General features: G+C 71.0%; 23 protein-coding genes and 1 tRNA gene. 9 read left to right on the top strand and 15 right to left on the bottom strand.

What is annotated here, in order from left to right; translation table 11 throughout:
* Positions 1-91: 91 nt before the first annotated feature.
* Positions 92-1,537, top strand: a complete 1,446-nt coding sequence (locus EP26_RS31750; RefSeq protein ID WP_052388885.1) for an LCCL domain-containing protein — start codon at positions 92-94, stop codon at positions 1,535-1,537.
* Here the strand turns inward: EP26_RS31750 and purQ are convergent, their stop codons facing one another.
* The 6 genes from purQ to EP26_RS06715 all read right to left on the bottom strand — a co-directional run bounded on the left by purQ (position 1,538) and on the right by EP26_RS06715 (position 5,887).
* Positions 1,538-2,236 (bottom strand): phosphoribosylformylglycinamidine synthase subunit PurQ, encoded by a 699-nt coding sequence (gene purQ / locus EP26_RS06745; RefSeq protein ID WP_043337246.1) that lies wholly within the window; start codon positions 2,234-2,236, stop codon positions 1,538-1,540.
* A gap of 4 nt (positions 2,237-2,240) precedes the next feature.
* Positions 2,241-2,477, bottom strand: coding sequence for a hypothetical protein (locus EP26_RS06740; protein WP_043337244.1), 237 nt, complete (start codon positions 2,475-2,477; stop codon positions 2,241-2,243).
* Positions 2,478-2,480: 3 nt separating this feature from the next.
* Positions 2,481-2,720, bottom strand: coding sequence for a phosphoribosylformylglycinamidine synthase subunit PurS (gene purS / locus EP26_RS06735; protein ID WP_043337241.1), 240 nt, complete (start codon positions 2,718-2,720; stop codon positions 2,481-2,483).
* Entirely contained in the window at positions 2,717-3,481 is a 765-nt protein-coding gene (gene purC, locus EP26_RS06730) for a phosphoribosylaminoimidazolesuccinocarboxamide synthase (RefSeq protein WP_043337239.1), read from the bottom strand. Before purC ends, purS begins: the two co-directional genes overlap by 4 nt.
* 168 nt (positions 3,482-3,649) lie before the next feature.
* Positions 3,650-4,429 (bottom strand): hypothetical protein, encoded by a 780-nt coding sequence (locus EP26_RS34670; RefSeq protein ID WP_157033426.1) that lies wholly within the window; start codon positions 4,427-4,429, stop codon positions 3,650-3,652.
* 285 nt (positions 4,430-4,714) lie between these two features.
* The gene (locus EP26_RS06715) at positions 4,715-5,887 is read right to left on the bottom strand and encodes a hypothetical protein (protein WP_043337234.1); all 1,173 of its coding nucleotides are present in this window, start codon (positions 5,885-5,887) and stop codon (positions 4,715-4,717) included.
* Positions 5,888-6,119: 232 nt separating this feature from the next.
* On the opposite strand from EP26_RS06715, the gene EP26_RS06710 reads away from it, so the two are divergent.
* Both EP26_RS06710 and EP26_RS06705 read left to right on the top strand, forming a co-directional pair.
* The gene (locus EP26_RS06710) at positions 6,120-7,391 is read left to right on the top strand and encodes a YcaO-like family protein (protein ID WP_043337231.1); all 1,272 of its coding nucleotides are present in this window, start codon (positions 6,120-6,122) and stop codon (positions 7,389-7,391) included.
* A gap of 37 nt (positions 7,392-7,428) precedes the next feature.
* Positions 7,429-9,507, top strand: coding sequence for a BTAD domain-containing putative transcriptional regulator (locus EP26_RS06705; protein ID WP_052388884.1), 2,079 nt, complete (start codon positions 7,429-7,431; stop codon positions 9,505-9,507).
* Between the two features lie 7 nt (positions 9,508-9,514).
* Here the strand turns inward: EP26_RS06705 and EP26_RS06700 are convergent, their stop codons facing one another.
* Together EP26_RS06700 and EP26_RS06695 are read right to left on the bottom strand one after the other, a co-directional pair.
* A complete protein-coding gene (locus EP26_RS06700; protein ID WP_043337228.1) occupies positions 9,515-9,940 on the bottom strand; it encodes a hypothetical protein in 426 nt (141 codons plus the stop codon).
* 20 nt (positions 9,941-9,960) lie between these two features.
* Complete coding sequence (locus EP26_RS06695) at positions 9,961-11,628, bottom strand: peroxidase family protein (protein ID WP_043337226.1); 1,668 nt, start codon at positions 11,626-11,628, stop codon at positions 9,961-9,963.
* A 182-nt stretch (positions 11,629-11,810) separates the two neighbouring features.
* On the opposite strand from EP26_RS06695, the gene EP26_RS06690 reads away from it, so the two are divergent.
* From EP26_RS06690 to EP26_RS06680, 3 genes are all read left to right on the top strand, one after another.
* On the top strand, positions 11,811-12,833 hold the full coding sequence (locus EP26_RS06690; RefSeq protein ID WP_052388883.1) for a methyltransferase domain-containing protein: 1,023 nt from the start codon (positions 11,811-11,813) through the stop codon (positions 12,831-12,833).
* Positions 12,830-13,384 carry a hypothetical protein gene (locus tag EP26_RS06685; protein WP_157033425.1) on the top strand — a complete coding sequence of 185 codons (555 nt, stop codon included), beginning with the start codon at positions 12,830-12,832 and terminating at the stop codon, positions 13,382-13,384. Before EP26_RS06690 ends, EP26_RS06685 begins: the two co-directional genes overlap by 4 nt.
* 37 nt (positions 13,385-13,421) lie before the next feature.
* A tRNA-Tyr gene (locus tag EP26_RS06680) sits at positions 13,422-13,503 on the top strand.
* An 11-nt stretch (positions 13,504-13,514) separates the two neighbouring features.
* On the opposite strand, the gene EP26_RS06675 is transcribed toward EP26_RS06680, so the two are convergent.
* Positions 13,515-14,762, bottom strand: coding sequence for a Gfo/Idh/MocA family protein (locus EP26_RS06675; RefSeq protein WP_043337221.1), 1,248 nt, complete (start codon positions 14,760-14,762; stop codon positions 13,515-13,517).
* Positions 14,763-14,967: 205 nt separating this feature from the next.
* Here EP26_RS06675 and EP26_RS06670 point away from each other — a divergent pair, with 205 nt between their 5' ends.
* Positions 14,968-16,014 (top strand): tripartite tricarboxylate transporter substrate binding protein, encoded by a 1,047-nt coding sequence (locus EP26_RS06670; RefSeq protein ID WP_245624307.1) that lies wholly within the window; start codon positions 14,968-14,970, stop codon positions 16,012-16,014.
* A 111-nt stretch (positions 16,015-16,125) separates the two neighbouring features.
* Here EP26_RS06670 and EP26_RS06665 read toward each other — a convergent pair whose 3' ends face one another.
* Positions 16,126-17,304 (bottom strand): uroporphyrinogen decarboxylase/cobalamine-independent methonine synthase family protein, encoded by a 1,179-nt coding sequence (locus EP26_RS06665; RefSeq protein WP_043337220.1) that lies wholly within the window; start codon positions 17,302-17,304, stop codon positions 16,126-16,128.
* 275 nt (positions 17,305-17,579) lie between these two features.
* Between EP26_RS06665 and EP26_RS06660 the strand changes: the two genes are divergently transcribed.
* On the top strand, positions 17,580-18,821 hold the full coding sequence (locus tag EP26_RS06660; protein ID WP_043337219.1) for an ABC transporter substrate-binding protein: 1,242 nt from the start codon (positions 17,580-17,582) through the stop codon (positions 18,819-18,821).
* 47 nt (positions 18,822-18,868) lie between these two features.
* On the opposite strand, the gene EP26_RS06655 is transcribed toward EP26_RS06660, so the two are convergent.
* The 3 genes from EP26_RS06655 to EP26_RS06645 form a co-directional block, all read right to left on the bottom strand.
* Entirely contained in the window at positions 18,869-19,837 is a 969-nt protein-coding gene (locus EP26_RS06655; RefSeq protein ID WP_052388882.1) for a Bug family tripartite tricarboxylate transporter substrate binding protein, read from the bottom strand.
* A 78-nt stretch (positions 19,838-19,915) separates the two neighbouring features.
* Positions 19,916-20,932, bottom strand: coding sequence for an amino acid ABC transporter substrate-binding protein (locus EP26_RS06650; protein WP_043337217.1), 1,017 nt, complete (start codon positions 20,930-20,932; stop codon positions 19,916-19,918).
* Positions 20,932-22,263, bottom strand: a complete 1,332-nt coding sequence (locus EP26_RS06645; protein ID WP_043337363.1) for an aspartate aminotransferase family protein — start codon at positions 22,261-22,263, stop codon at positions 20,932-20,934. The genes EP26_RS06650 and EP26_RS06645 overlap by 1 nt, the downstream gene beginning before the upstream one ends.
* A gap of 149 nt (positions 22,264-22,412) precedes the next feature.
* Between EP26_RS06645 and EP26_RS06640 the strand changes: the two genes are divergently transcribed.
* Complete coding sequence (locus EP26_RS06640) at positions 22,413-23,132, top strand: GntR family transcriptional regulator (RefSeq protein ID WP_052388881.1); 720 nt, start codon at positions 22,413-22,415, stop codon at positions 23,130-23,132.
* 3 nt (positions 23,133-23,135) lie between these two features.
* Here EP26_RS06640 and EP26_RS06635 read toward each other — a convergent pair whose 3' ends face one another.
* Together EP26_RS06635 and EP26_RS06630 are read right to left on the bottom strand one after the other, a co-directional pair.
* Complete coding sequence (locus tag EP26_RS06635) at positions 23,136-24,761, bottom strand: flavin-containing monooxygenase (RefSeq protein WP_157033424.1); 1,626 nt, start codon at positions 24,759-24,761, stop codon at positions 23,136-23,138.
* A gap of 40 nt (positions 24,762-24,801) precedes the next feature.
* On the bottom strand, positions 24,802-25,605 hold the full coding sequence (locus EP26_RS06630; RefSeq protein WP_043337214.1) for a glucose 1-dehydrogenase: 804 nt from the start codon (positions 25,603-25,605) through the stop codon (positions 24,802-24,804).
* Between the last annotated feature and the right edge of the window lie 111 nt (positions 25,606-25,716).

The following is a 25,716-nucleotide window of genomic DNA, read 5'->3' as shown; positions in this document are numbered from 1 at the left end:
CGGGATTCCCATGCAGCCAGACTTTCATTGGTTATAGCAGGAAAGGTGCGGCTGGCAGGGGGCCGGCGCGCCCAGCCCGGGAAGACCTGCCATGCCGCGCGCGCTCCTGTCGCTGCTCCTGCTCTTGCTGCTCGCCGCCACGCGGGCACCCGCCCAGCCGCTCGACGGCGCCGCCAAAGCCCCGGCCGCGCCGGGCCAATGCCCCGATAACATGGATGCCTTCGCAGACAGCGACGAGGTCCTGACCTGCATTTGCCCGGCAGAGCAGATGAGCCAGGGCTCCGTCTGGGGCACCGATCTCTACACCACCGACAGCGCCACCTGCCGCGCCGCCCAGCATGCCGGGATGCTCGGCCGCCGCGGTGGCACGGTGACGGTCGAAATCCAGCCCGGCCAGCCGCGCTACCCCGGAACAACGCGGAACGGCGTGCAGAGCCAGAATTACGGCAGCTACCGCGCCAGCTTCCGCTTCCAGGGCACGCCGCAACAGGCCCAGGGTGGAGCGGCTCCGGCCCAGCCGGCCACGCTCAGCCAATGCCCCGACGACATGAGCGCCTATGCCGAGAGCGCCGAGATCGTCACCTGCATCTGCCCCGCTGCGCAGGTAGGCCAGGGCTCCGTATGGGGCACAGACACCTATACCGCCGACAGCGCCACCTGCCGCGCCGCCCTCCATGCCGGGCTGCTCACGCGCCAGGGCGGCACGGTGACGCTGGAGATGCTGCCTGGCCAGGGCCGCTATCCCGGCACAACGCGGAACGGCGTGCAGAGCCAGAATTATGGCAGCTACCGCGCCAGCTACCGCTTCCAGGGCGCGCCCCGCCAGCAGGCTGCCGCCACCCCCGGCGCCCCTCAGCTCTGCCCCGACAACATGAGCAGCTTTGCCGATAGCGACGAGGCCGTCACCTGCCTCTGTCCCGGCGAGGCGACCCTCCGAGGCGCCGTCTGGGGCACCGACAATTATACGGCCGACAGCGCCACCTGCCGCGCCGCCGTCCATGCCGGCATGATCGCCCAGACCGGCGGCAGCGTCTCGATGCAGATGCTCCCCGGCGCCCCGCGCTACCCCGGCACCACCCGCAACGGGGTGCAGAGCCAGAATTACGGCGCCTATAATGCCAGCTTCCGCTTCACCGGCGACCCGCGTGCGGCGAAATCCACCGCCCCCGTCCAGGCCCCCGTCGCCGAGACGCTGCAGCGGACCGGCCAGGTGCAGCTCTACATCACCTTCCGCACCAACTCCGCCGATCTCGACATCAACGCCGCCCCGGTGCTGACCCAACTCCGCGACACCCTGGCCGCCGACCCGGCGCTCCGCCTGCGCCTCACCGGCCATACCGATGCGACGGGCACGGCAGCCATCAACACGCCCCTTTCCCAGCGCCGGGCGGAGAGCGTGCGGCAGTGGCTGGTGGCGAACGGCATCGCCGCCAATCGACTCACGGCGGAAGGGCGAGGGCCGAATGAGCCGATCGCCGACAATGCCAGCGAGAGCGGCCGGGCCCTGAACCGCCGGGTTCAGGCGGCGAAGCTGTAATCAGGCGGGGGCCAGCGCCTCCGCCAGCCCCTCGAAGAGCGGCAGCCCGTCCGTCCCGTCGATCAGCGGATCGACCTGGTTCTCCGGGTGCGGCATGAGCCCGAGCACCCGCAGGTTGGGCGAGAGGATGCCGGCGATGTTCCGGGCGCTGCCGTTGCGGTTGGCGGTCTCGGTTACCTGGCCGTCCGCGGTCGCATAGCGCAACGCGACCAGGCCCTCGCCCTCCAACCGGTCGAGCGTCGCCTCGTCGGCGAAGTAATTGCCGTCGCCATGCGCCATGGTCGCGCGGAAGACCTGGCCGCGCTGGAAGCGGCCGGTATAGGCCGTATCCGTCCGCTCGACGCGCATGTGGCAGTCCATCGACAGGAAGCGGAGCGAGGCATTCCGCAGCAGCGCGCCCGGCAGCAGCCCCGCCTCGACCAGCATCTGGAAGCCGTTGCAAACGCCGAGCACATGCCCGCCGCGGCCGGCGAAATCGTGGATGGCCCGCATGATCGGGCTCTGCGCCGCCATCGCCCCGCAACGGAGGTAGTCGCCATAGGAGAAGCCGCCTGGCAGCACGACGAGGTCGGTACCTTGCGGCAGCTCGGTGTCCCGGTGCCAGAGGATGGCCGGCTTCCGCCCTGTCGCACGCTGGAGGGCCAGCGCCATGTCGCGCTCCCGGTTGGTGCCGGGGAACATCACGATTGCCGCCTTCATCCGCCTAACTCCCTTGCCAGACGCGCAGCCAGTGCAGCCCGCCCAGCACCAGCATCGTCGTCAACGCCGCGAGGGTCGCGGCGGTCAGCCAACGGTTGAGCCGGCGCTTCTGCGAGGCGAGGAAGCCCTTCCGCCGCGTAGGCGCCACCGGCCGCAGTACCGCCACTCGCTCCTCCCGCCAGCGCAGGCCGATGGCGATCAGCACCGTCAGCCCCAGCATGATGAAGAGCGAGGTCTTCATGAGCTAGTCGAGCGTCACGCTGAAGCTCTCGATCACCGTATTCGCCAGCAGCTTCCGCGCCATCGCCTCGGCCTCGGCCTTCGCCTTCGCCGGGTCGGTCTCGGCCAGTTCCAGCTCGATTACCTTGCCCGCCCGCACCTCGCCGACACCCGCGAAGCCGAGCCCGGCCAGCGCATGGCCGATCGCCTTGCCCTGAGGGTCGAGGACGCCCGCCTTCGGCATCACCGTCACACGCGCCTTCATTGCATCATCTCCGGCCCCTTGAGGTCCCGCACCCCCGCCTCGGGCAGGATGCCGAGCCGCCTCGCCACTTCCTGATAGCCTTCCTCGACTTTGCCGAGATCGCGGCGGAAGCGGTCCTTGTCCATCTTCTCGCCCGTCTTGGCGTCCCAGAGCCGGCAATTATCCGGGCTGATCTCGTCGGCGAGGACGATTCGCATCTCCTCGTTCTCGTAGAGCCGGCCGAATTCCACCTTGAAGTCGACCAGCGTGATCCCGACGCCCAGCATCAGCCCGGTGAGGAAGTCGTTCACCCGAAGCGCCAGCGCCACCATGTCGTCGAGGTCCTGGGTCGCCGCCCAGCCGAAGGCGGTGATGTGCTCCTCGCAGACCAGCGGGTCGTTCAGCGCGTCGTTCTTGTAATAATACTCGATGATGGAGCGGGGCAGCCGCGTCCCCTCGGCGATGCCGAGCCGAGTCGAAAGGCTGCCTGCTGCCACGTTCCGCACCACCACCTCGAGCGGGATGATCTCGACCTCCCGGATCAATTGCTCCCGCATGTTCAGCCGGCGGATGAAATGGGTCGGGATGCCGACCTCCATCAGCCGGCTCATCAGGTACTCGCTGATCCGGTTGTTGAGCACGCCCTTGCCGGTGATGGTGCCCTTCTTCTGCGAGTTGAAGGCAGTGGCGTCGTCCTTGAAGTACTGCACCAGCGTCCCGGGCTCGGGCCCCTCGAACAGGATCTTGGCCTTGCCCTCATAGAGCTGACGGCGTCGCGCCATGGTGACGGGTATCCTTCTTCCGGCGACTTCCCACCGCGCGTCCGAGAGCCAGGGCGCACGGCGGCCCCGCCATCCGGGTGCTCCGGCGGGTGCGGTATAGCAAGGGGTTGCCGAGACCGCCACCGGCCCCCCGGCCATGGAAATTCCGTTCGCAAGGCCACGCTTCCTTTACCTCCAGCTCCGATCCTGTCGCGGTCTCGGAACAGGACCAGTATGGCCATGGCCCCCGTCATCATCGGGTTGCGCAACGATACCGGCACCCCAGGGGACGGCATCACCGCCGATCCCAACCCCATGCTCTATGGCACGGCCGCGGCCGGCACCCTGGTCCGGCTGATGCTCGGCGCCATCCAGATCGGCAGCGCCACCGCCGACGCGCAGGGGAATTGGGAGGCGCTGGCCAACATCATCGATGAGCGGAGCGTCTTTCTCGTCGCCCGTGGGACGGATGGCGACAGCGCGGCCTTCTGCCTCGCCGTGGACCAGACCGGCCCCACCGCCCCGGTGCTGACCGGCTTCGCCGGCGACACCAGCGGGGACCGCAGCCAGCCCATTTGGCAGACGACCGACATCACCCCCGCCGTCGCCGGCACTGCCGAGGCCGGGGCCATCATCCGCGCCTATGACGGCACCCGGCTCCTCACCACCACCACCGCCGACGGCTCCGGCGCCTGGCAACTCGCCCTCGGCACCCTGCCGCTCGGCCAGTATTACGCCATCGGCATCGATGCCGAGGACGGCGCCGGCAATGTCTCGGCCCGCGCCACGCTGAACCTTCGCGTTGGCGAGACGACCCTGCCCGTCGTCACCGCCGTCGCCGGCCCGACCGCGGACAATTACGAAGCTGGCCAGGCGCTCGACTTCACCGTGCAGTTCAACAAGCCTGTGGTCGTCGCCATCCCGCCGGGCGGCGCCGGCCCGCTGCTGGAGGTGCTGGTCGGCGACCAAGTGCTGACCGCTGCCTATGTCTCCAGCCCGGTACCGCACCGCCTGACCTTCCGCCTCACCCTGCCAGCCAACGCTTCCGACCAGGACGGCATCACCCTCGGCGAGATTCTCCAGGCCGGGGGGACAATCAAGGACAACTCCAACAACCTGCTCGCCGGCGGGCTGATGGGCGTGCCGGACCTCTCCGGCGTGCTGGTCAAGGCCGACCTCGACCCGCCGAGCCTCACCGGCATCACGGGCCCCGCCCCCGGCAATCACCGGGCGGGCGATACACTGGTCTTCACCCTAGCCTTCGACGAGACGGTGCAACTGCAACTCGGCGCTCCTTCCCCGGTGCTGGAGGTGGTGATCGGCGGCACCATTTGGCAGGCGGCGTTGCTCGGCCATCCGGCGGCCAACAAGCTCTCCTTCGGGCTGGTCGTCGAGGCCGATGCGAAGGCTCAGGCGGGCATCACCCTCGGCCGCCTGATCGGCGGCGGGGCTGTGACCGACAAGGTCGGCAATGCCTGGCCCGGCGCGCTCGGCACCGTGCCGGACTTCTCCAACGTCCTGGTCCAGGCCGATTTCACCCCGCCTGCCATCCGCGCGGCGGTGTTGGAGAGACCCGGCCCGGTCGGCATCGGCGACAGTCTGGTCATCGACCTGCAGATGAGCGAGGCGGTGGCGGTCGCCGGCGGCAAGGCCGCGCCGGTGCTCAACCTCCAGATCGGTGGCCAGGCGATGCAGGCGACGTTGCTCGCCGGCGCCGACCCCACAGTGCTCCGCTTCGGCCTCGCCCTGCCCGGCGGGGTGCAGGGGCATGGCGTCACATTGACGGGCCTCAACGACCCCGCCGGCGCCGTCACCGACCTCGCCGGCAATGCGCTGGTGCCGACCCTGCCGGCCGCCCCCGGCCTCGCCAACCTGCTGGTCGATACCGTCGCGCCGACGGCGAGCCTCGTCGCCCCCGACGATGGCCGATACATCCCCGGCCAGGTGCTGCGCTTCACCCTCTCCGCCAGCGAGGCGCTGCACCTCGCCGATGGCCAGGCGATGCCTAGCCTGCTGGTCGATGCCGGCGGCACCGCCCGCCATGCTCTGCTCGACCCCTTCCGCAGCAGCCCGACCAGCCTCGTCTTCACCCTGCGCGTGCAGCCGGGCGACTTGGCGCGGGAAGGCATCCGCGTCACCGCTCTTGAGGACCCCGATGGCCGGTTGCAGGACGCCGCCGGCAACCCGCTGCACCTCACCCTGCCCGGAACCGTGCTCGGTGCGAGTATCTGGCCGGCCGACCAGGCGGCGCCCAGCTTCCATCATATGGATGGCGCGGTCCGTGGCGGTTCGGTCGACCTCACCCTCGTCTTTTCCGAAGCCGTTCAAATCGTCGGAGGGGCGCCGGTGCTCGACCTGATGGTGGATGGCACACCGATGCAGGCAGCGCTCAGCGCCGGGGTGGACGGGCCGCGGCTGCTCTTCCATCTCGACCTGCCGGAAGGCGCTCCGCCGCAGGCCATCCTGCTCGCCGGGCTCGACCTGGGCGGCGGCCAGCTCACAGACCTCTCCGGCAATGCCTGGGGAGGCGGATTTCCTCTTCGCCTAGTGTCCTGTCCGCGGGCTTCGCGGACAAGTCAGCCACTGAAAACGAAGGCTCGTGGCCCAGTGGAGAGATCCAAAGGATTCCGGGATGGGGGCGCTGGGCTAGTCTCGGCGGATGCACGAAAACGCCGCCCTCTGCGAGGCCGCCGCCCGGCACCTGCTCGACCCATCCGGCCCCGCCGGGCCGGATGTAGGCGACTTCCTCGCCTGGCTCGGCTGTCCCGTCCCCGCCGCGCCCGGCCCGGTGGAGCGCAACCGTGCTCTGCTGCTCCTTGCCGCCAGCCGCTTCACCCGGCTCTTCACCCTCGACTGCCCAACCGCTTCAGGCCTTGCCGTATTTGGGGCGGAACTGCGGCTTGGCGATGGGCTGGCCGGTGCCTCAGGCGTCGGCACCAGCCTGATCGAGGCCTTCGAGGGCTGCGTGGGGGAGGGGGTGGAACTGCTCTCCTCCATCGAGACCCCGGCCAATCGTGCCCGGTTCCGATCGAGGCCGCTGGAGCCCGACTGGCTCTCCCGCATCCTGCCCGGAGACGTGTCACCGCAGGACTGGGTCGAGCTTCTGCGCCTCGATGCCCCCGGCACAGCCTGGCTGCCGGCCGATCTCTGCCTGCGCCGCCCGCGCCCGGAATTCGCCCCGCCCTGGCCCCTCAGCATCGGCTGCGCCGCCGGGCCGACGCCGGAGGCCGCGGCGCTGCACGCCCTGCTGGAGCTGATCGAGCGCGATGCCGCCGCCCTCTGGTGGCGTGGCGGACGGCGCGGCCGCCCCGTCGCGCTGGAAGACCCGGCCATGGATGCCGCCACCTCGCTCATCGCCCAGCTGCGCCTGGGCAAGGCGCGACGGCGAAGCTGGCTGCTCGACCTCACCACCGATCTCGGCGTGCCCGTCATCGCCGCGCTCTCGACCGGGCCGGAGGGGAAGGGGTTCTGCTGCGGACTCGCCGCCCGCGCCTCGCGTGCCGGCGCCGCCCGCGCCGCCATCCTGGAAATGGCGCAGATGGAAATGGCCCATGCCGTCGTCCTGGCTAAGCAGGGTGAGGCCGGGCCGGCCGCGCTCAACGCCCATGACCGGGCGCTGCTCGCCCGCTACCACGGCATCCGGGCCGGAAGCTGCGCTCTGCTCCACCCCGAAGGCGCCGTCGATCCTCGCCCAGACCTGCCCGCCGATCCCGCCGCCGCCATGGCCGTGCTGACCGGCCGGCTCGGCGCCCGGGGCTTGCCGGTTCTCGCCCTCGACCTGACGCGGCCGGAATGGGGCCTGCCCGCCATCCGAATCGTCGTCCCGGGTTTGGAGGTCGAACCTTCGGAAACCGCAGGTGAAAGGCTGCTGGCGACTATCGCCCGCACCGGCGGCGGCGATTGCCATACCGGCGGAATTGCGTTGTTCTGACGCCCGGTTACGTCGCGCGCATCCGGGCCGGGAGTGGATGGAGGAGTCACCGCAGCAGGCCATCACCTCGGAGGGCCGGGCCGCGCAGGTGGCGCCGGCGCTGCTCAACGCCTCGCTTTTCGGTCCCCTGCGCGCCAGCTTCGCAGGCCAAGAGCTGCGCCTGCGCAGCCGCAAGGCCCGCGCCCTGCTCGGCTACCTGCTGCTGAGCGAGAGCGGCGAGGAGAGCCGCGAGCGCCTGGTCGGCCTGCTTTGGAGCGAGACGGGCGAGGAGAAGGCCCGCGCCTCGCTGCGCCAGGTGCTGCACGAGCTGCGCGAGGCGATGGAGGCCGCCGGCTGCAACGCTCTCCGCACCGACCGCCTCACCGTCAGCCTCGATCTCGCCCTCGCCCGGCCCGACGCGCGCGACGTGCTGCACTCCGCCGAGCGCGGCATCGCCCATCCGCTGCTTCTCTCGATGCCGCGGTTGAGCGAGGCGTTGCTGCAGGGCCTCGACGATCTCGACCCGGCCTTCCGCGGCTGGCTGAGCGTCACCCGCCAAGCCTTCCACGACCGGCTGATCCGGGCCCTCGAATCGGCGCTGCGCGTCGAGAGCCAGCCGCGCAGTCTCCGCCTGCGCCTGGCCGAGGCGATCCTGCGGCTCGACCCAACGCATGAGGAGGCCTGCCGCGCCCTGATGCGCGGCAGCGCCGAGGCGGGCGACACCGTCGCCGCGCTCCGTGCCTATGAGCAGCTCTGGCGCCTGCTGGAGGAGGAATACGACGCCGAGCCCTCCGCCGCGACCCAGGCGCTGGTCGCCGAGATCAAGCTCGGCACCATCGCCCTGGCGGAGCCCGCGCCGCTGCCCGAGTCCCAGCTCGAGGCGCTGACCCCTGCGCCGGTGCCGCGCCCGAGCGGCACCCCGGCCCGCATCGCACTCCTCGTCGAGCCCTTCGCGGTGAACGGCGTCGGCCCCGACCAGATGCACCTGGCGCTCGGCTTCCGCCACGACCTCATCGCCTGCCTGGTGCGCTTCCGCGAATGGTTCGTCGTCGACGGCCCCGCCATGCCGAGCGCCGAGCAGACCGGCAGCCGCGTCTCCGCCCGCTACCGCATCAGCGCGACGGCCTACCAGGTCGGCGACCGCATCAGCCTCGTTCTCACCCTCGCCGAGCAGGACAGCGGAATTTTCATCTGGTCGGAGCGGATGGAGCTGCGCCTCGATGGCTGGTTCGAGGCGCATCGCGACATCGTCCGCCGCATCGCCATCGCCCTGAACCTGCAGATCTCCTCGGCGCGGCTGCAGCGCCTCGCCGTCGAATCCGACGTCTCGCTCGAGTCCTATGACCGCTGGCTGCGCGCGACGGCGATGATCCGCAGCTTCAGCCCGGAGAACTGGGCGCGGGCGGGGCAGCTTTTCCGCGAATGCATCGAGCGCACGCCGGGCTTCTCCTCGGCCTATAGCGGTCTCGCCCAGATGGAGAATTCGGTCCACATCATCCATCCCGGCGAGCGCCGCAGCCGCGAACGAGAGGCCCGCGCGGTCGAACTCGCTCGCCGCGCCGTGCATCTCGACCCAACGGATTCGCGCGCCCAGCTGACGCTCGGCTGGTCGCTGGCGATGAGCGGCCAGCACGCTCAGGCCGAGGTGCCGATGCGCCTCGCCTGCGAGCTGAACCCGAATGACAGCTGGACGCTGATCTCGACGGCGCTGTTCCACAGCTTCGCCGGCAACCACGAGCGCGCGGCGGAACTCGCGGCCCAATCGCTCGAGATGTCGCTGATGCCGAGCCTTACCCATTGGGGCTATCAGGTGACGATCGCCTATCTCGCCGGCGACGATGCCGGCACGCTCGACGCCTGCGACCGCGCGCAGGACGTCATCCGCACCCTGCCGGCCTGGCGCGCCGCAGCGCTGGCCCGACTCGGCCGCATCGATGAGGCGGAAGAGGCCGCCGCGCGCTACCTCAATGGCGTGCGCGACAGCTGGTTCGCCAATGCGCCGCCGAGCGACCTCGACATGGTGCGCTGGCTGCTGCACCTCTACCCGATCCGCCGCGCCGAGGAATGGAACCGCCTGCGCGACGGCATCGCCGCCGCAGGGCTGCCGACCTACGGCGCCCGGCACGGCGACTGGTAGGCCGGCCTTACTGGCAGTTGGCGATCGAGTAGTCGCCGATGCGCTGCGCGTGGAATTTCATCCGCGCCTCCTTGTCCGGCAGCGGCGTCGGCGAGGCACCGTCGTAGTGCTCGTTGTAGAAGGCCGGCAGCGCGTAATCCTCCGTCGCCAGCCGCTTCTCCGATGCCTTGACCAGATCGGGCGGCGGCAGGCGCAGCAGCAGCGTGTCGCTCCGCCCCACCACCACCTGCAGCTTCTGGATGCGCGCCGGCAGGGTGAGGCCGGTATTCGCCGCGGCGAGCTGCCGCTTCACCTCATCGAGGGTCTTCGGCACCGGGTACTGGTGGCCGTTCCGCACATAGTCATCGCCGGTGGCCCAGCTCTTGATGAGCTTGCCCCAGTTCTCGTAGTTGATCGGGGTCATGTCGACGGGTTCGGTCGGGTTCAGGGCCATCGCTTGTCTCCTTTGCGGGATCAGATGAAGGCGGGGTCCGCCGCCTCGAGGCCGAGCCGGCGGGCGAGGTAGCCCACCAGCCCCGGCATATCCTCGACGAGCGGCGGATCGGGGAAGCGGGTGTCGCCGAGCCAGGCGGCGCAGAGCCGGTCGAGCGCCGAGCCGAGCCCGTCTTCGCCCTCCGAGGCCAGCCGCTCCCGCGCCAGCGCGCCATACACGGTCTCGGCGACCAGCAGCGAGCCGAGCGTTCCGAGCCGCTCGCCCTCCGCCTCATGCTCCGCCTCGAACAGGATGTAGAAGGGCAGGGGCGGCTCGGCGGCGAGCGCGGCGACATCCTCGGCGGTCAGCAGGCTGACGGCACTGTCGCGCCCAAGCCATTCGGCGAGCGCCGCCTGCCGTGCCGCCGGGTCGGCCAGCAGCGGCGACTGCGCGGCGAGCCCCGGCCGCAGCGCCGCCACATGCGCCCAGAGACTGCCGACCGAGCGCATGCCGGTGAGCGAGGCGCTCATAAGGTCGCGGAAGGCAACCCCAGCCGGGTCGCCCGGTTCGATCGGGTCGAAGAACCCGTCGCCCATCAGCATCGGCGTGTAGCGCGGCCCGAGCTTTATGGAGAGGTTCGGCGCGGGCCGGCCCGGCAGCTGGAAGAATTGCGACCAGCGCACCAGCCAGTCGCGCGTCAGCGGCACCGCATTCGGCCCGCGCGTCGAGTTCTGCCGCAGCAGGTCGGCGAGCGTCGCGTCGGTGAAGCGGCCGATGCGGTAGGTGTCGCGCAGCATCGCATGGCCGAAGCGGAAGGCGCCGTGCGAGAATTCCAGCGGCAGGCCGGGTCCCGGCTCCGGCTCCAGCCATTCGGGCGCCGGGTTGTCGTAGAGCGCGCGAACCTTGGGGTCGAGCAGCCGCGGCAGCAGGTCGTGGCGCAGCACGTTGCGGAAGACGAGGGTCGTCGCCTCCCGCGCCACGGCGAATCGCGCCGCCGTCCGCTCGCGCAAGCTGCGGGCCGCCTGCGTCCCGGGCTTCGGCAGCATGTCTAGCAGCACGTTGTGCAGCAGCATGAACAGCGTGCTGAGCTGGGAGAGCAGCAGGCTCTGGTCGTTCCTCGAATCGGCGATCAGCGCCTCGCCCCGCCCGGTGCCGGAGAAGCCGCCACGGTTGCCGAGCGTTCCCGGCGTCGCCGCGCGGGCGATGTCGCGGAAGCAGGCGGCATCGCCCCCGGCCCCTGCAAAGGCCGAAAGGCGGAAGCGGCTGCGGTTCTGGTCGCGCGCATCGTCGGGCGCGAAGGCGAAGGGGCAGGCGCCCGGCCCGCCGCCATAGAGCGTCCGCAGCCGGAGCGGCGCGCCGAGGGCATTGGCGACGCCCGGGTCGGGCCCGCCGGCCGACCAGAAGGCCATGCTGGTCGAGACCATGTCATGCGCGGCGAACTGTGCGAGGTAGGTGTAGCCCGAGGGCAGGTTCGGGTTCTCCGGTGCGCCTGGCGGCCGAGTCCCCATCAGCGTTGCGAGGCCGCGCAGCCGCCGCCGCAGCGTGGCGAGCGCGGCAGGCGAGGTGCGAGGATCCTGGCCATCGACCTGGAATCGCTCCGCCGCCGCGGGTGGGCCGAAGACGTGCCGGAAGCCCGGCAGCGGGCCGAGGATGCCGCTCGCCGCCGCGCCGCCGAATGGGCAGGCCCCCTGAGAACCGCGATCCGTCATCCCCGCCCCCTTCGGCTATCGTCACGGGCATGCTGCGTGCGCCTGCGTGAGCCTAGCGTGATTTCGGGGGCCAGGGCGAAGCGGCATCCGCAATCACGCTGAGGTCACGCAGGCCCTGCCATGGTCCGGTCATGCGATGGCCACCCCCGCTGCTAGGTGGCCCCAAAAGCAGTGAGGCGACCATGACCCATATGCCGATGCAGGCCGCCGCCAAGGGCGCTCCGCTGGCCCAGGCCTTCCGCCCGGCCGCGCCCGCCTCGCTGGCCTCCGCGCCGCCCGATTCCCGCCATCTGCTGGATGAGGCGCTGGTCCGGCTGCGTGGGGCGGAGCCTGCGGCGCCGGTACTGGACGCCCTGGCCGATGGGTTGCGCTGGCTACGCAACACCGCCGCCCCCGCCGCCTGGCAGCGCAGCGTCGCCGCGCTCCGCGCCCACCCGCTGCTGGCGCTCCTGCACGAGAATCCCTTCGCCCGTCGCGGCTACCGCAAGCCGCGCGGCTATGCCGGCGACGCGCCGATGCTCGACATGCTCTATCGCGGCGAGGCGGCGCTGGAGAACGAGCAGGCCAGCGCCCTCGGCCTCACCCTGTTCCGCCGCGACTTCGCCGCCCCTGCCGCCGTCGCCGCCCGCGCCCGGCTGGCGGTGATCGCCGGCCGCATCGACATGGTGGCGGAGGAGCGGCGCAACCCGCATGTCCTCGCCCTCGGCTGCGGCCATTTGCGCGAGGCGGAGCTGTCGAAGGCGGTGCAGGCCGGGCGGATCGGCCGCTTCGTCGCCCTCGACCAGGACGCCGCCTCCCTCGCCATGGTGCAGATGGAGCACACCGCGCGCGGCATCGAGACGCTGCACCGCAGCCCGAAGGCGACCTTTGACGGCACCCTGCCGCGCAGCGGCTTCGACCTGATCTATGCGACGACGCTCTACGACGACCTCACCGACCGGCTGGCCCATACCGTCACCGCCGCCTGCTTCGCGCTGCTGCGGCCCGGCGGAAGGCTGGTGGTGCTGAATGCCGACCGCGACATGGCCGATGCCGGCTACCTGGAGGCCTGCTGCGACTGGGTGCGCTTCCTCCGCGATGCGCCGGGGGTGATGCGCCTGGCCCATGGCATCCCGCCGGCCGAGACCGCCCGCTGCCAAGTGGTCCAGGGCGGCCACCGCGAGACGCAGATGCTCGAGATCGTCCGAAGGGGAGACAGCGCGTGAGACATGCGACGCCGCGGATGATGGTGCCGGAAGGCTTCGTGATGGCGCTGCGGGGCCGGCTCAGCACCGGACCCTATGACGCGCCGCATCGCCTCGGTCCGGCACAGGCCGAATGGCTGATCCTCTGCCGCTGGGGGGCGGAGGGCGAATTCCTCACCATCGCCCAGGCCGGCCCGGCGGAGGGGCCGCCCGACGCGCCGCCGCCGCTGGGCCTTCGCCCGCGCACCACCTTCCTCGGCTTGCGCCTGGCCGGCGCCGGGGAGGGCGATCACTTCCTCCTTGCCCGCTATCTGCCGGCCGGGGTGACGGTCGCCGGCGCCTTCCAGCCGGCCGAGGGCCTCGCCCGCCTGCACGGCCCGGCCAGCGCGCTTCGGCTCGAGGCGGGCGGCCGCTCCGCCTTCCGCCGCGGCCTGGCCGAGGCGGGCGAGGTGCGGCTCGACACGCCCGACCCGGCGCTCGACGGCGTCGAATCTCTCTCCTGGCACATGGAGGGCTGGCGGGCGCCCTGGCTCGGCGAATTCCTGGCGACGCCAGGGGGCTCGGCGCATTGACAGGGCGGGGTGAAGCCGGATATCCCCCCGGCTCCCTGGAGGGGTGCCCGAGTGGCTAAAGGGGGCGGACTGTAAATCCGCTGGCTTCGCCTACGTTGGTTCGAATCCAACCCCCTCCATACCCTTCTCCTCAGGCCGGATCGGGCCCGCGCGTCGGCCCTGGCGGCGGCTCCAGCCGCACCGGTCGTCCTTCCTTCGCCGAGCGGTAGAGCGCTTCCATCAGCGCCTGGTCCTGCACGCCCTCCTCGCCCGGCGTATGCGGCTGCCGTCCCTCCCGCACGCAGGCGGCGAAGTGGTCGATCTCCTGGGCGAACTGGTTCTTCGGCTTGACGATCCGCTCCTCCTCGGCCCCGATCTCGCCGACCCGCCGCTGCACGGTGAGACGCTGCCCCTCATAGGCGAAGGCATGCGCCATCTCGATGCTGCCCCGCTCGAAATGCAGCCTGAGGCTGCGGTTCTCGTAGGTGCCGTAGCTGCTGAGACAATTAGCGATCAAACCCGAGGGGAAGCGGAGCTGGAAGGCGATGCTCTCCTCCACCTCGGCGAAGCGCGTATCGCCCGGCGGGCTGTAGATGGAGGCGAAGGCCTGCACCGGTTCCTCCCCGGTCAGGTAGCGAGTCGCGTTGAGGCAATAGAGGCCGATATCCGGCAGTGCGCCGCCGCCCGCCATCCGCCCGTCATAGCGCCATTGCGGCCCGGGCCCGTTGACCTGGGTATTGGCCGCCTCGATGAGGCGCAGCCGCCCCAGCTCCCTGCTCCGGATGAGGGCGATCGTCGCCCGGTGATGCGGCTGGTATTGCGCACGGTAGGCGATCATCAGCCGGACGCCGGCCCGCGCGCATGCCGCGGTCATCGCCTGGCAATCGGCGAGGCTGGTGGCCAACGGCTTCTCGCACAGCACATGCTTGCCTATGGCTGCCGCCCGCTCGGTGTATTCGCGGTGCATGGCATTCGGCAGCGCGATGTAGACCGCCTGCACAGCCGGGTTCTCCCGCAGCCGCTCGAGCTCGCCATAGCCATGCACGGCACCCTCGGGGATGCCGTGTTGTGCCGCAACCACCCGCGCCTTCTCCGGGCTGCCGCTGACCAGCGCCACCGGCCGCGCCTCCTTGCACTCGGCGAAGGCGGGCAGCACCTCCTCCAGCGCGATGCGGCCGAGGCCGATGACGGCGAAGCCGATGCGCTCCCCCGGCGGCCGTGGCTGCGGGGCACCACCGCCCGGCGGGTCGGCCGGCCCCCGCCAGTCGGGAAATTGCACCCGGCCACCCTCGACATGGCCGCTGTCGATGGGGGAGGGCGGCGGATAGCCAGCGCCGCCGGTCCCGAGCGCGGCAGCCGCGAGGACGAGGCCGCGACGCGGCAGCTCATGCTCAGCCATGGGGGAGGTTCCTTACGGGTAGGCCTTCCCGAACGGGCGGCCCCGGTTGCCCTGGCCTTGCCAAAGCACCGGCCGATCCGGCTGCGCATTTTTCTTTGACACCTCTCGCGGCGCGGCGCCCACTTTCCCGCGGCAACAACGAATCCGCCGGGGCATCCGGGCCTGCGCCGCGATGACCCGACAGGCGATCTGGGAGGATGAACGGATGCCGCTGCGCGATGGCGGGCCAAGCGGGCCCGTGACTGTCATGGAAGCGAAGGCCGGCCGGGTCCGGACCCGTCGCCGCAGCCTGCTCGCGGCGCCCGCTCTGGCCCTGGCCCTGCGTTCGCTGGGGGCCGGTGCCCAGGGGCGCTATCCCTCCCGGCCCATTCAGCTCCTGGTGCCTTGGGCGGCCGGCGGCGGCACGGATGCCGTCGCGCGCATCATCGCCACCCTGCTCGAGCGCGATCTCGGCCAGCCGATCGTCGTGGTGAACCGCACCGGCGGCCAGGGCGTCGTCGGCCATGCCGCCATCGCCAGCGCGGTGCCCGATGGCCATACCATCGGCATGCTGACGCTCGAGATCGCCATGATGCATTGGGTCGGCCTGACCGAAATCACGCCGCGCAGCTACACGCCGATCGCGCTGCTGAACCAGGATCCGGCGGCGGTGATGGTCAACGCCGCCTCGCCCTATGCGGATATCCGTGCCCTGGCCGATGCCTTGCGCGCGGCGCCGCCACGGCGATTCAAGGGCTCCGGCTCCGGCCGCGGCGGCAGCTGGCACTTGGCCTTCGTCGGCTGGCTGCGCGCCATGGGCCTCGGCGCCGAGCACATCCTCTGGGTCCCGGTCGAGGGCGCCGCGCTGGGGATGCAGGAACTCGCGGCCGGCGGCGTCGACCTTGCGGCCTGCTCGCTGCCGGAAGCCAAGGGCATGGTCGATGCCCGGCGCGCCCGCCCGCTCGCGGTCATGGCCGTCGCGCGCAACCCGGCCTTCCCGGAAGTGCCGACGCTGAAGGAGGCGCTCGGCGTCGACTACGCGGCGGGGCTGTGGCGCGGCATCGCCGGCCCGCCAGGCCTCCCGGTGGAGGTCCGGCAGGTCCTCGGCGCCGCGCTCGACCGCGTCTATCGCTCGGAGGAGTTCCAGGCCTTCATGGCGACCCGCGGCTTCGGAACGAGCTTCGCCGATGCCGCGGGCTTCGCCGCCTTCATGGATCGGTCTGACGCGGCGATGGGCCAGGCGCTTCGGGATGTGGGGCTGGCGAAGGGCTGACCTGGGCGGCGGGGGGAGGGGAGGCGGCCTCCCCCGCCGGCGGCACCGGCTCCGCCGGCAGACCGGCGAATTCGCGCCGCACCTCGCAGATCCAGCACATGCGCCGCCTCCTCAGCCGGCTGCGGTGAAAAGGCGCGACGAGGCAAGGCGCGCGCCCTCGGCCATGCTGCGGAGCTTCGCCCAGACTACGTCGGGCGCCACGCGGCCGCGGCCGGCCGAGGTGTCGAAGCCGCAATCGGTGCCGGCCAGCACCCGGCGCGGGTCGCCCACCGCCCGCGCCACGCGCTCGATCCGCTCGGCCACGACCTCCGGGTGCTCGACGAAATTGGTCAGCGTGTCGATCACGCCCGCGACCATCAGCTGGTCCGCCGCCAGCGGCATGCGCTCCAGGCAGCGGACCTCGTGCGCATGCCGCGGATTGGCGAAGGGCAGCACCAGGGCGCCGACATCGGCACGCAGCAGGATCGGCAGGATGTCCTCGAGCGGCACGTCCCGGTCGTGCGGCGCCTCGTAGTTGCCCCAGCAGACATGCAGCCGCACCCGGTCGCGCGGGATGCCCGCCAGCGCCTGGTTGATCGCCGTCATCACCCGCTCGACGAAGCCGAGGAAATCCGCCAGCGGCCGGTCGCGGTAGGAGCAGTGCCGCTCCAGGGCCAGGTCGGGACAGTCGAGCTGCAGCACCCAGCCGCGCGCCACGACGGCGCGGTACTCGACCGCCAGCGCCTCGGCCAGCGCCGCCAGATAGGCCTCCTCGGTGTCGTAGTGCCGGTTCTGGACGATCGAGGCGATGATTCCCGGCGATGGCGCGGTCAGGAAGGCCTCCGCATACCGACCCGGCGCAGCCGCGAGCGCGGCCGCGAAATCGTCGCACTCGGCCTCGATCACGCTGGTATCGGCATAGACGACGGGGCCGATGGCGGCGGGCAGCAGCGCGGTGTTGCTCACCGCCTCCTTGGTGCCGGCCTGCCGCGTGAACTCCTCCTTGAACTCGGGATAGGCGTCGATGTCGGCGAAGGTGGTGCGGATGCTCTCGCCGCCGATGCCGGTCAGCCGATGGCGGAGATAGAGCGCGAAGCTGTCCCGCTGCTGCTCGCCATTGTTGATGACGTCGAGCCCGGCCTCGATCTGGGCCGGGATGATGCGCCCCAGCGCCTCCCGCCCCGCCGCATCGATCGCCGCCGCGTCCACCGCCTCGCCGCGGGCCCGGCGCGCATAGAGCTGCGTCAGGCCGGGCGGCCGCGGCAGGCTGCCGGTATGCGTGGTGAGGATGCGGTGTTCGGAGCGCTGCATGATGTCGGTTTCCCCGCGGTGCCGCGCCAGCCAGGGCGGGCCCGTTGCAGGTATCCTACGGCCCTTGGCCCGGCGGAGGCCATCCGGGATGGACATGGCCCTTGGCTGATGCCTTCGTGATCGCCCGCCCGCGATTTGCCCAGCCCGACGCACGGGCTGCGCCGCCAGGCGGTTACGCCCGGCGGCTCCGTCGTGTACAGCACTCCAGAAGCCGAAACAGCGACGCGGCCAGCCTATCCCGGCCCCGAAGCGCCAAAGCCACCACGGGAGGATTCATGACCATCAGCCGGCGCGCCCTACTCGGCGCCTCTCCGCTCGCCGTCCTGTCCGCGCCCGGGCTCGTGAGGGCGCAGCCGGCGGACAACCTCATCCGCCTCGGCGCGCTGACCGACATGTCCGGTCCCTATCGCGACGTCGAAGGGCCGACCGGGACAGCCTGCGTGCAGCAGGCGGTGGCGGAATTCACCGAGCAGAACCCGGGCATCCGCGTCGAGATCATCCGTGCCGACCACCAGAACCGGCCCGACATCGCCAGCGCCATCGTGCGCGAGTGGATCGACCGGGCCGGGGTCGATGCCCTTGTCCAGGTCGGCAATACCGCGGTGGCGCTGGCGGCCAACACCGTCGCCCGCGAGAAGGACAAGGTGCACCTGAACACCGGCGCCCTGTCCTCCGTCCTCACCGGCGCGCAGTGCTCGCCCAACCTCATGCATGGCCCGCTCGACACCTGGGCAATGGGTCATGCCACCGCCACGGCCCTGACGAAGGCAGGCGGCGACAGCTGGTTCTTCGTCACCGCCGACTATGCCTTCGGCCATGCCCTGCAGGAGGATGCCTCGCAATTCGTCCGCGCCGCGGGCGGCAAGGTCGTCGGCAGCGTGCGGCACCCCTTCCCGGGCACCACCGACTTCGCCTCCTTCCTGCTGCAGGCGCAGTCGAGCCGGGCCAAGGTCATCGCGCTCGCGCATTCCGGGGCGGACCTGATCAACTGCATGAAGCAGACGCAGGAATTCGGCCTGACGCGGCGCGGCACCAAGGTCGCCGGCCTCGGCGCCTTCATCACCGATGTCGCCGGCATGGGCCTGCCGCTCGCCCAGGGCCTCATCATGACCGAGAGCTTCTACTGGGACCTGAACGACCGGACCCGCGCCTTCTACAACCGGCTCAAGCCGCGCCTCGAGCGGCCGACCATCCTGCCGAACTCGCTGCATGCCGGCGCCTATGCGGCGACCGTCCACTACCTCAAGACGGTGAAGGAGATGGGCGTGGCCGAGGCCAAGCGGTCGGGCCAGCAGACCGTCGCCCGGATGAAGCAGATGCCGACCGACGACGACGCCTTCGGCCGCGGCATGATCCGCGAGGACGGGCAGATGATCGTACCGGTCCACCTGTTCCAGGTGAAGACGCCGGAAGAAAGCCGCGGCCCCGCCGACGTTCTCAAGCTGATCGAGACCGTGCCGGCCGAGCAAGCCTTCCGCCCGCTCGCGGAAGGCGGTTGCCCGCTGATTCGGAACTAGCCTGCACACGCCCTGAGTGAACACACTCAGGGCGTTAATCGCCGAGGTCAGTCGCGCGCCATCCCGAGATCCTGCAGGACCTGGCGGTTGCCGTCGCTTTCCGCCTTGAAGCGCGCGCGGAATTCGTCGCCGCCGGCATAGCTGGGCAGAGAGTTGAGGCGGCCGGCCGCGGTCCGGAAGCTGTCGCTCGCCACTGCCTCGCCGCAGGCGCGCTGGAGGACATGGGCGATCGTATCCGGCAGCCCGGCCGGGGCGACGAGGCCGCCGGCGGAGCTGCCGACGATCGGATAGCCGGCCTCCGTCACGGTCGGCACCTCCGGCAGGGACGCGAGCCGCTCCGCGCTGAAGACTCCGCCGACCGGCAGGCCGGTGGAGGCGGGGATCGAGGGGCTTTCGACAAAGGCCATGATCTGCCCGCCGAGCGCCGCCTGCGCCATCGGCCCCGCGCCGGTGAAGGGAGCATGGAGCGCCTCGACCCCCGCAAGGCGCAGCAGGCGCGCGATGAGGATGTGCTGGGTGCTGCCCTGCCCGGGCGAGCCATAGACCAGAGCTTCCGGCTTCGTGCGGCCGAAGGCGACCATGCCGGCGATGTCGCGGAACGGCGCGTTGCGGCCCAGCACGAGCACCTGCGGATTGTCATAGACGAGGCAAAGGAAGCGGAAGCTGTCGAGCGAGTAGCTGAGCGGCACCAAATGGGGTTGCGTCGTCAGCGGAGCGTTCGGCGACAGGCCGATCGTGTATCCGTCTGGCCGAGCGCGGGCGAGCTCGGCATCGCCGATCGTGCCGGAAGCGCCGCCGCGGTTCACCACCACGACAGTCTGACGCAGCGCCGCAGACAAGGATTGCTGGAGCGCGCGCGCCATCAGATCCGTATTGCCGCCCGGCGGATAGGGAACGATGAGCTGGATGGGACGCGCGGGGTAGGTATCCTCGGCCACGGCGCCGGCCGCCATGGTCATCAGCGGGACAAGCAGGCCGAGGCAGCGGCCTACCCGGTTCCACCAATTGTGGCGCATGACGTCCTCCGCATTGCTGTTAGGCCGGCAGGGAAGCGGCGTCGGGGCAATCGATCAAGCCCCGCCCGCCGCGGCCATTCACCAGAGCCAGCTCATCATCATGCCGCCCTGGTTCCAGAGGCGGTTCAGCCCCCGCTCCAGCCCGAGCCCCTGCGCGCCAACATGCCGCTCATAGAGCGAGCCGTAGTCGCCCACCTGGCGGACGACCTGAAAGGCCCAGTCGTCGCGCAGCCCGAGCCCGGCGCCGACATTCTCGTTGAGCCCGAGGAAGCGGCGGACCTGCGGGTCGGTGGTGCTGGCGCGGGCTGCAACGACGGTCTCGCGCGTTAGGCCGAATTCCTCCGCCTGGATCAGGGCGGAGATGGTCCAGCGCACCAGCAGCGCCCACTCGCCATCGCCGTTGCGCACCATGGCGCCGTGCGGCTCCTTGGCGATCAGCTCCGGCAGCAGCATCACCGCGTTCGGGTCGGGCGCCGCGAGGCGGTTGGCGCTGAGGCTGATCATGTCGTTGCTGATGGCGTCGCACCGCCCGGCGAAGAAGGCGGCGATGACATTCGGCTGGGTGTCGAAGGCGATGGTCGTCAGCCGGATGTTGGAGCGCTGGGCGAAGTCGTTCAGGTTCCGCTCGACGACGCTTCCCTGCGTGGCACAGACCGTCGCGCCATCCAGTTCCACCGCGCGGGTGATGTTGAGGCTGCGGCGCACCAGGAAGCCCTGGCCGGTATAGAAATAGGGCGGCGCCACGATGCTGAGGCCGAGCGTCGCATCCCGCGAGAGCGTCAGCGCGGTGAGGTAGACCAGCACATCCACCTCGCCGCTCTGCACGGCGGTGAAGCGGCTCTGCGCCGTGAGCGGGACGAAGCGCACCTTCTCCGCATCGCCGAGCGCCGCCGCGGCGATCGCCCGGCAGATATCGGCATGCAGCCCGACCCAGCGGCCCTGCGAGTCGGGCCGCGCCATGCCGGCGACGCCGGAGGGCACGCCGCAGCGCACGGCACCGTTCTGCCGCACGGCGTCCAGGGTCGGACCGGCCTGTGCCGGCGCGGCGAGGCCGAGCAGCCCCGCCGCGAGCAGCGCAAGGACCGAGGCGCGCATCAGCCGGCCACCCCGCCGGCGCGAAGCTGCTCCGCGCGATGCTCGATGAAGCCGGCGACGGCGACGGCGAAGCGATCCAACTCCGCCTCACCCACCGGCAGGCTCAGCGCCACCATGCCGCGCCGCGCCAGGTAGACGCCGGCCTCCAGCATGTCGAAGAAGAACAGCTCGCGCAGCTGCTCCTCGCCCGGGGTCGAGGCATAGGGCCGCCCTGGCATTGGCCGGCGGAAATGCACCGTCAGCATGGAGCCGATGCCGGTGAAGGTGAGCGGCACCCCGGCCGCCTCCGCCAGCCCGTTCAGCCGCGCCCGCAGCGCCTCGCCGCGCCGGTACAGCGCCTCCGCCGCCTCGTCGGTGAAGATCTCGCCCATGGCGACGACGCCGGCATTCATCGACAGCACGTTGTTGTTGAAGGTGCCGGCATGGGCCAGCTTGCCGCCGAACTGCGCCATGATGTCGGCCCGCCCGCCGAAGGCGCCGAAGGACATGCCGCCGGCGATGTACTTGCCGAGCGTCGTCATGTCGGGCGTGATGCCGAGCCGCGCCTGCATCCCGCCCGCCGCGTGGCGGCTGGTCATCACCTCGTCGAAGATCAGCAGCGCGCCGGTCTCGTCCGCCACCGCCCGCAGCGCGGCGAGGAAGGCGGGCTCCGCCGGGATGCAGCCGCCGGAGCCCAGCATCGGCTCGACGATGATCGCCGCCAGCTCCGCCCCATGCTCCCGCGCAGCGGCGGCGGCGCCCTCGGCGTCGTTGTAGTCGGCCATCACGAAGGGCAGCGGCAACGCCGCCGGGCTGCTGCCGGCGAAGGGGAAGGTCAGCACGCCGCCATGGTAGCCGCCGCGGAAGGCCATGACCTTCGGCCGCCCGGTGAAGGCCCGCGCCGCCGTCAGCGCCATCAGGTTCGCCTCTGTGCCGCTATTGGTGAAACGCACCCGCTCCAGCGAGGGGAAGCGCCCGCAGAGCAGCCGCGCCAGCCGCTCCTCACCCGGCCCGACCGAGGCGAAATTGATCCCCCGCCGCAGCACCTCATGCAGCACCGCGTGGATGCGCGGCTCGGAATGGCCGAACAACCCGGCGGTGTATTCGCCGCAGAGATCGAGATACTCATGGCCGTCGAGGTCCCAGAGCCGGCAATCCTCGCCCCGCGTCATCGATGTCGGGAAGGGGGAGTAGGCGATGACGCTGCGGGTATTGCCGCCGCCCAGCACCTCGAGCGCCTGCTCGTGCAGCGCCGCGCTGAGCGGCCGCTTCGCCGCATAGGCGGCGCGCGCCGCCTCGACCGCCCCCGGCAGGTCGAGGCTGTTCCGCCGGGCATCGAGGGCGGCGCTCATGGCATGGCTCCATGGGCAGGGCGGGCGGATGGCGACCGGTTGGGCATGGGCGGGCACTCCGGTATGGGCTGGATGGACGATGTCCCCGGGGCCGAAGCCCCATTTCGACATATCATCCGCCGTAAAAATGTGATCACAAAGCCTGGCCCATGACAATCACTCTTTCCATTCCCGATACCGACGCCGAGAACCTGCCCCTCGAGGAGCAGGCCTATCGCCGGCTGCGCCAGGCGCTCGTGGAAGGGGTCTTCGCCCCGGGCGAGAAGCTGTCGATCCGCCGCATCGCCGAGGCGCTCGGCACCAGTCCGATGCCGGCCCGCACCGCGCTGCGCCGCCTCGCCACCGAGCAGGCGCTCGACGCCCTGCCCTCGGGCACCGTCCTGGTCCCCCGGCTGACCCGCGCGGCCTTCCAGGAGGTCAGCGCCATCCGCGCCGAGCTGGAGCCGCTGGCGATCCGCCTGGCCGCCAGCCGGGTGGAGGCGGGGACGCTAGACGCGCTGGCAGCCGTAGTCGCCGAGCAGGATGCCGCCCGCGCCGCCGGCCGTCCCGAGCTCTGCCTGCAGAAGGACCGTGAATTTCTCTTCGGCCTCTACCGGCGGGCCGGCGCGCCGATGCTCCTCGGCATGATCGAGGCGCTCTGGCTGCGGCGCGGCCCCCTGTTCTGGGGCGCCCGCTGGATCGTCATGGGGAGCCCGCCCGAAGCGGCGCACCGGCACGGCGCGATCCTCGCCGCCCTGCGCCGCGGCGCGGGCGAGGAGGCCGCGCTCGAGTTGAAGACCGAGATCGAGCGGATGACCGCCTTCCTGAGCGGCGCCCTGCAGTTCCAGGGCGACGCCGCCATCCCACGGCCGACGCGCGCGAGGGGCTGAGGGTCAGGCGCTGCGGACGAAGCCGGGGTAGCCCGCCGTGGCGACCTCGTCGCAGATAGCCCGGTAACGCGCCATGCCGCCGGCATAGGGCATGAAGACGCGCGGCTTGCCCGGCACATTGGCGCCGAGGTACCAGGAATGATGCGCCTGCGGCAGCAAGGTCGCCTGCGCCGCCTCGTTGACCTGCGCGACCCAGCCATCCATCGCGGCCTCCGTCGGCTCGATCCGCGCCAGGCCCTCGGCGCGCATCCGGGCGATGCAATCCGTGATCCATTCGACATGCTGCTCGATGGCGACCGGCATGTTGCACAGCACGGACGGGCTGCCGGGTCCGGTGATGGTGAAGAGGTTTGGGAAGCCCGCCACCTGCAGGCCGAGATAGTTGCGCGGCCCGGCCTCCCAGGCCTGGGCCAGGCTCCGGCCGTCCCGGCCCTCGATGTTCATCCGCAGCAAGGGGCCGGTCATGGCGTCGAAGCCGGTGGCGAAGACGATGATGTCGAGCGGATGTTCCGCCGCCGCGGTGCGGATGCCGGTGGGCGTAATGCGCTCGATCGGCGCCCGCCGCAGGTCGACCAGCGCGACATTGGGGCGATTGAAGGTTGCGAAGTAGTGGCTGTCGATCGGCGGACGCTTCGCCGCATAGGGATGGTCGATGTCGGCCAGCACTTCCGCCGTCGCCGGATCGTGCACGATCTCGCGGATCTTGTCCTTCAGGAAGGCCGCCGCGGTGTCGTTCGCCTCCTTGTCGATCAGCAGGTCGCGGAAGGCGGCGCGGAATTGCAGGCCGCCCTTCGCCCAGGCCGCCTCGTAGATGGCCTGGCGCTGCTCGGCGCTCACGTCCCAGACCGAACGATCCTCGATGATGAAGGGGTGGCCGTTGGGCGTGCTCTGCATGATGCGCCGCAGCTCGGCGTGGTTGCCCTTCACCCACTGCTTGAATTCCGGCGTCAGCGGCGCGTTGTGCGCCGGCACGCTGTAATTCGGCGTGCGCTGGAACACAGTGAGATGCGCCGCAGCCTCGGCGATGACCGGCGTCGCCTGGATGCCGGTGGAGCCGGTGCCGACGAGGCCGACGCGCTTGCCGTGGAAGTCCACGCCCTCATGCGGCCATTGCCCGGTGTGGTACCAGCGTCCCGCGAAATCGCCGAGCCCGGGGATCGCCGGCACGTTCGCCGTCGAAAGGCAGCCCACGGCGGTGATGAGGAACTGCGCCGTCAGCGTCTCGCCCGCCTCGGTCGTCACCGTCCAGCGATTGGCCGCCTCGTCACGGCGCGCGCCCACGACGCGAGTGCCGAAGCGGATGCTGCGCTTCAGGTCGAAGCGGTCGGCGACATGGTTCAGGTAGCGCATGATCTCCGGCTGTTCCGGATAGCGCTCGGACCATTCCCATTCCTCGAACAGCTCCTTCGAAAAAGTGTAGTTGTAGGAATGGCTTTCGGAGTCGCAGCGCGCGCCCGGATAGCGGTTCCAGTACCAGGTGCCGCCCACGCCATCGCCCGCCTCCAGCACCTGGACGTCGAGCCCCAGCCGGTCCCTGAGGCAGAGCAGCTGGTACAGGCCGGAGAAGCCGGCGCCGATGATGAGCGCGTCGAAGCCCCGGGCGGCCGGAGCGGGCATCATGTCGGGCATAGGGTCGATGCTCCTTGGAATCTCGGTTCGAGCGGAAGGTTCAGGCCGCGGTCACGCCGCCATCGACCACGAGGCCGGCACCGTTCATGTAGCCGGCATCGTCGGAGGCGAGGAACACGATGCCCTTGGCGATGTCCATGGCCACGCCCAGGCGGCCCCACGGCACCGAATCCATGGCGGTCTTCCGCGCCGGGGCCGTGTCGTTGCTGCCGGTCCGCTGAGCGCGGGCGACGAAGGTCTGCTCGCCCATATCCGTCTCGATCACGCCGGGATGGATGGAGTTCACCCGGATCCGGTAGCCCTTGCGCCCGAATTCCAGCGCAGCCGACTTGGTGAAGAGCGTCACCCCGCCCTTCGTCATCGAATAGAGTGGGTCGAGCTGCGAGCCGACGATGCCGGCGATGGAGGCGAGGTTGACGATGGCGCTGCCATGCTCGGAAGACGTCGCCGCCTCCCGCAGCGCCGGCACGGCGAGCCGGGTGCCGAGGAAGACGCCGGTCATGTTGACGGCGACGAGCCTGTCCCATTCCGCGAGTGTGACATCCTCGATCGACTTTCCGATGAAGACGCCGGCATTGTTCACCAAGATGTCGAGCTTGCCGAACTGCGTGGTGGCGAGGCCGATGGCGGCCCGCCAATCCTCCTCGCGCGTCACATCGAGGCGGATGTACTCCGCCTGGCCGCCCTCCGCGCGGATGTCCTCGACGGTCGCCCGCCCGGCCTCATCGAGGATGTCGGCGACGATCACTGCCGCGCCCGCCTTCGCCATCAGCCGGGCGGCCTCGCCGCCGATACCGCGCGCCGCGCCCGAAACCAACGCAACCTTGCCGTCGAGCCTGTTCATCGATGCGATTCCGTTTCCTGGACGTGGGATGCTCTGTGCGGCATCTCTCGCGCCAGCTTAGGGAACCGCGCACCCGGCCGATAGTCGTCCTCCAGGGCGGCCCGCAGCCGG

Origin of the sequence: Belnapia moabensis DSM 16746, assembly GCF_000745835.1 — a bacterium.
In the GTDB taxonomy this organism is placed as follows: Bacteria; Pseudomonadota; Alphaproteobacteria; order Acetobacterales; family Acetobacteraceae; genus Belnapia; species Belnapia moabensis.
This window is presented reverse-complemented; position numbering and strand designations above follow the sequence as displayed.

Coding starts and splice junctions, on each gene's coding strand:
- EP26_RS06740 (WP_043337244.1), bottom strand. CDS start 2,477: ATGAAGACCTCGCTCTTCATCATGCTGGGGCTGACGGTGCTGATCGCC.
- purC (WP_043337239.1), bottom strand. CDS start 3,481: ATGGCGCGACGCCGTCAGCTCTATGAGGGCAAGGCCAAGATCCTGTTC.
- EP26_RS31750 (WP_052388885.1), top strand. CDS start 92: ATGCCGCGCGCGCTCCTGTCGCTGCTCCTGCTCTTGCTGCTCGCCGCC.
- EP26_RS06670 (WP_245624307.1), top strand. CDS start 14,968: ATGCCGCTGCGCGATGGCGGGCCAAGCGGGCCCGTGACTGTCATGGAA.
- EP26_RS06715 (WP_043337234.1), bottom strand. CDS start 5,887: ATGGAAGAGCAGCCGCGGCCCGTCCACCCCGGCGCTGAGCGCTGCCTG.
- EP26_RS06655 (WP_052388882.1), bottom strand. CDS start 19,837: ATGCGCCACAATTGGTGGAACCGGGTAGGCCGCTGCCTCGGCCTGCTT.
- purQ (WP_043337246.1), bottom strand. CDS start 2,236: ATGAAGGCGGCAATCGTGATGTTCCCCGGCACCAACCGGGAGCGCGAC.
- EP26_RS06635 (WP_157033424.1), bottom strand. CDS start 24,761: ATGCCCGACATGATGCCCGCTCCGGCCGCCCGGGGCTTCGACGCGCTC.
- EP26_RS06675 (WP_043337221.1), bottom strand. CDS start 14,762: ATGGCTGAGCATGAGCTGCCGCGTCGCGGCCTCGTCCTCGCGGCTGCC.
- purS (WP_043337241.1), bottom strand. CDS start 2,720: ATGAAGGCGCGTGTGACGGTGATGCCGAAGGCGGGCGTCCTCGACCCT.
- EP26_RS06705 (WP_052388884.1), top strand. CDS start 7,429: ATGGAGGAGTCACCGCAGCAGGCCATCACCTCGGAGGGCCGGGCCGCG.
- EP26_RS06630 (WP_043337214.1), bottom strand. CDS start 25,605: ATGAACAGGCTCGACGGCAAGGTTGCGTTGGTTTCGGGCGCGGCGCGC.
- EP26_RS06710 (WP_043337231.1), top strand. CDS start 6,120: ATGCACGAAAACGCCGCCCTCTGCGAGGCCGCCGCCCGGCACCTGCTC.
- EP26_RS06645 (WP_043337363.1), bottom strand. CDS start 22,263: ATGAGCGCCGCCCTCGATGCCCGGCGGAACAGCCTCGACCTGCCGGGG.
- EP26_RS06665 (WP_043337220.1), bottom strand. CDS start 17,304: ATGCAGCGCTCCGAACACCGCATCCTCACCACGCATACCGGCAGCCTG.
- EP26_RS06640 (WP_052388881.1), top strand. CDS start 22,413: ATGACAATCACTCTTTCCATTCCCGATACCGACGCCGAGAACCTGCCC.
- EP26_RS06650 (WP_043337217.1), bottom strand. CDS start 20,932: ATGCGCGCCTCGGTCCTTGCGCTGCTCGCGGCGGGGCTGCTCGGCCTC.
- EP26_RS06695 (WP_043337226.1), bottom strand. CDS start 11,628: ATGACGGATCGCGGTTCTCAGGGGGCCTGCCCATTCGGCGGCGCGGCG.
- EP26_RS06660 (WP_043337219.1), top strand. CDS start 17,580: ATGACCATCAGCCGGCGCGCCCTACTCGGCGCCTCTCCGCTCGCCGTC.
- EP26_RS06690 (WP_052388883.1), top strand. CDS start 11,811: ATGACCCATATGCCGATGCAGGCCGCCGCCAAGGGCGCTCCGCTGGCC.
- EP26_RS06700 (WP_043337228.1), bottom strand. CDS start 9,940: ATGGCCCTGAACCCGACCGAACCCGTCGACATGACCCCGATCAACTAC.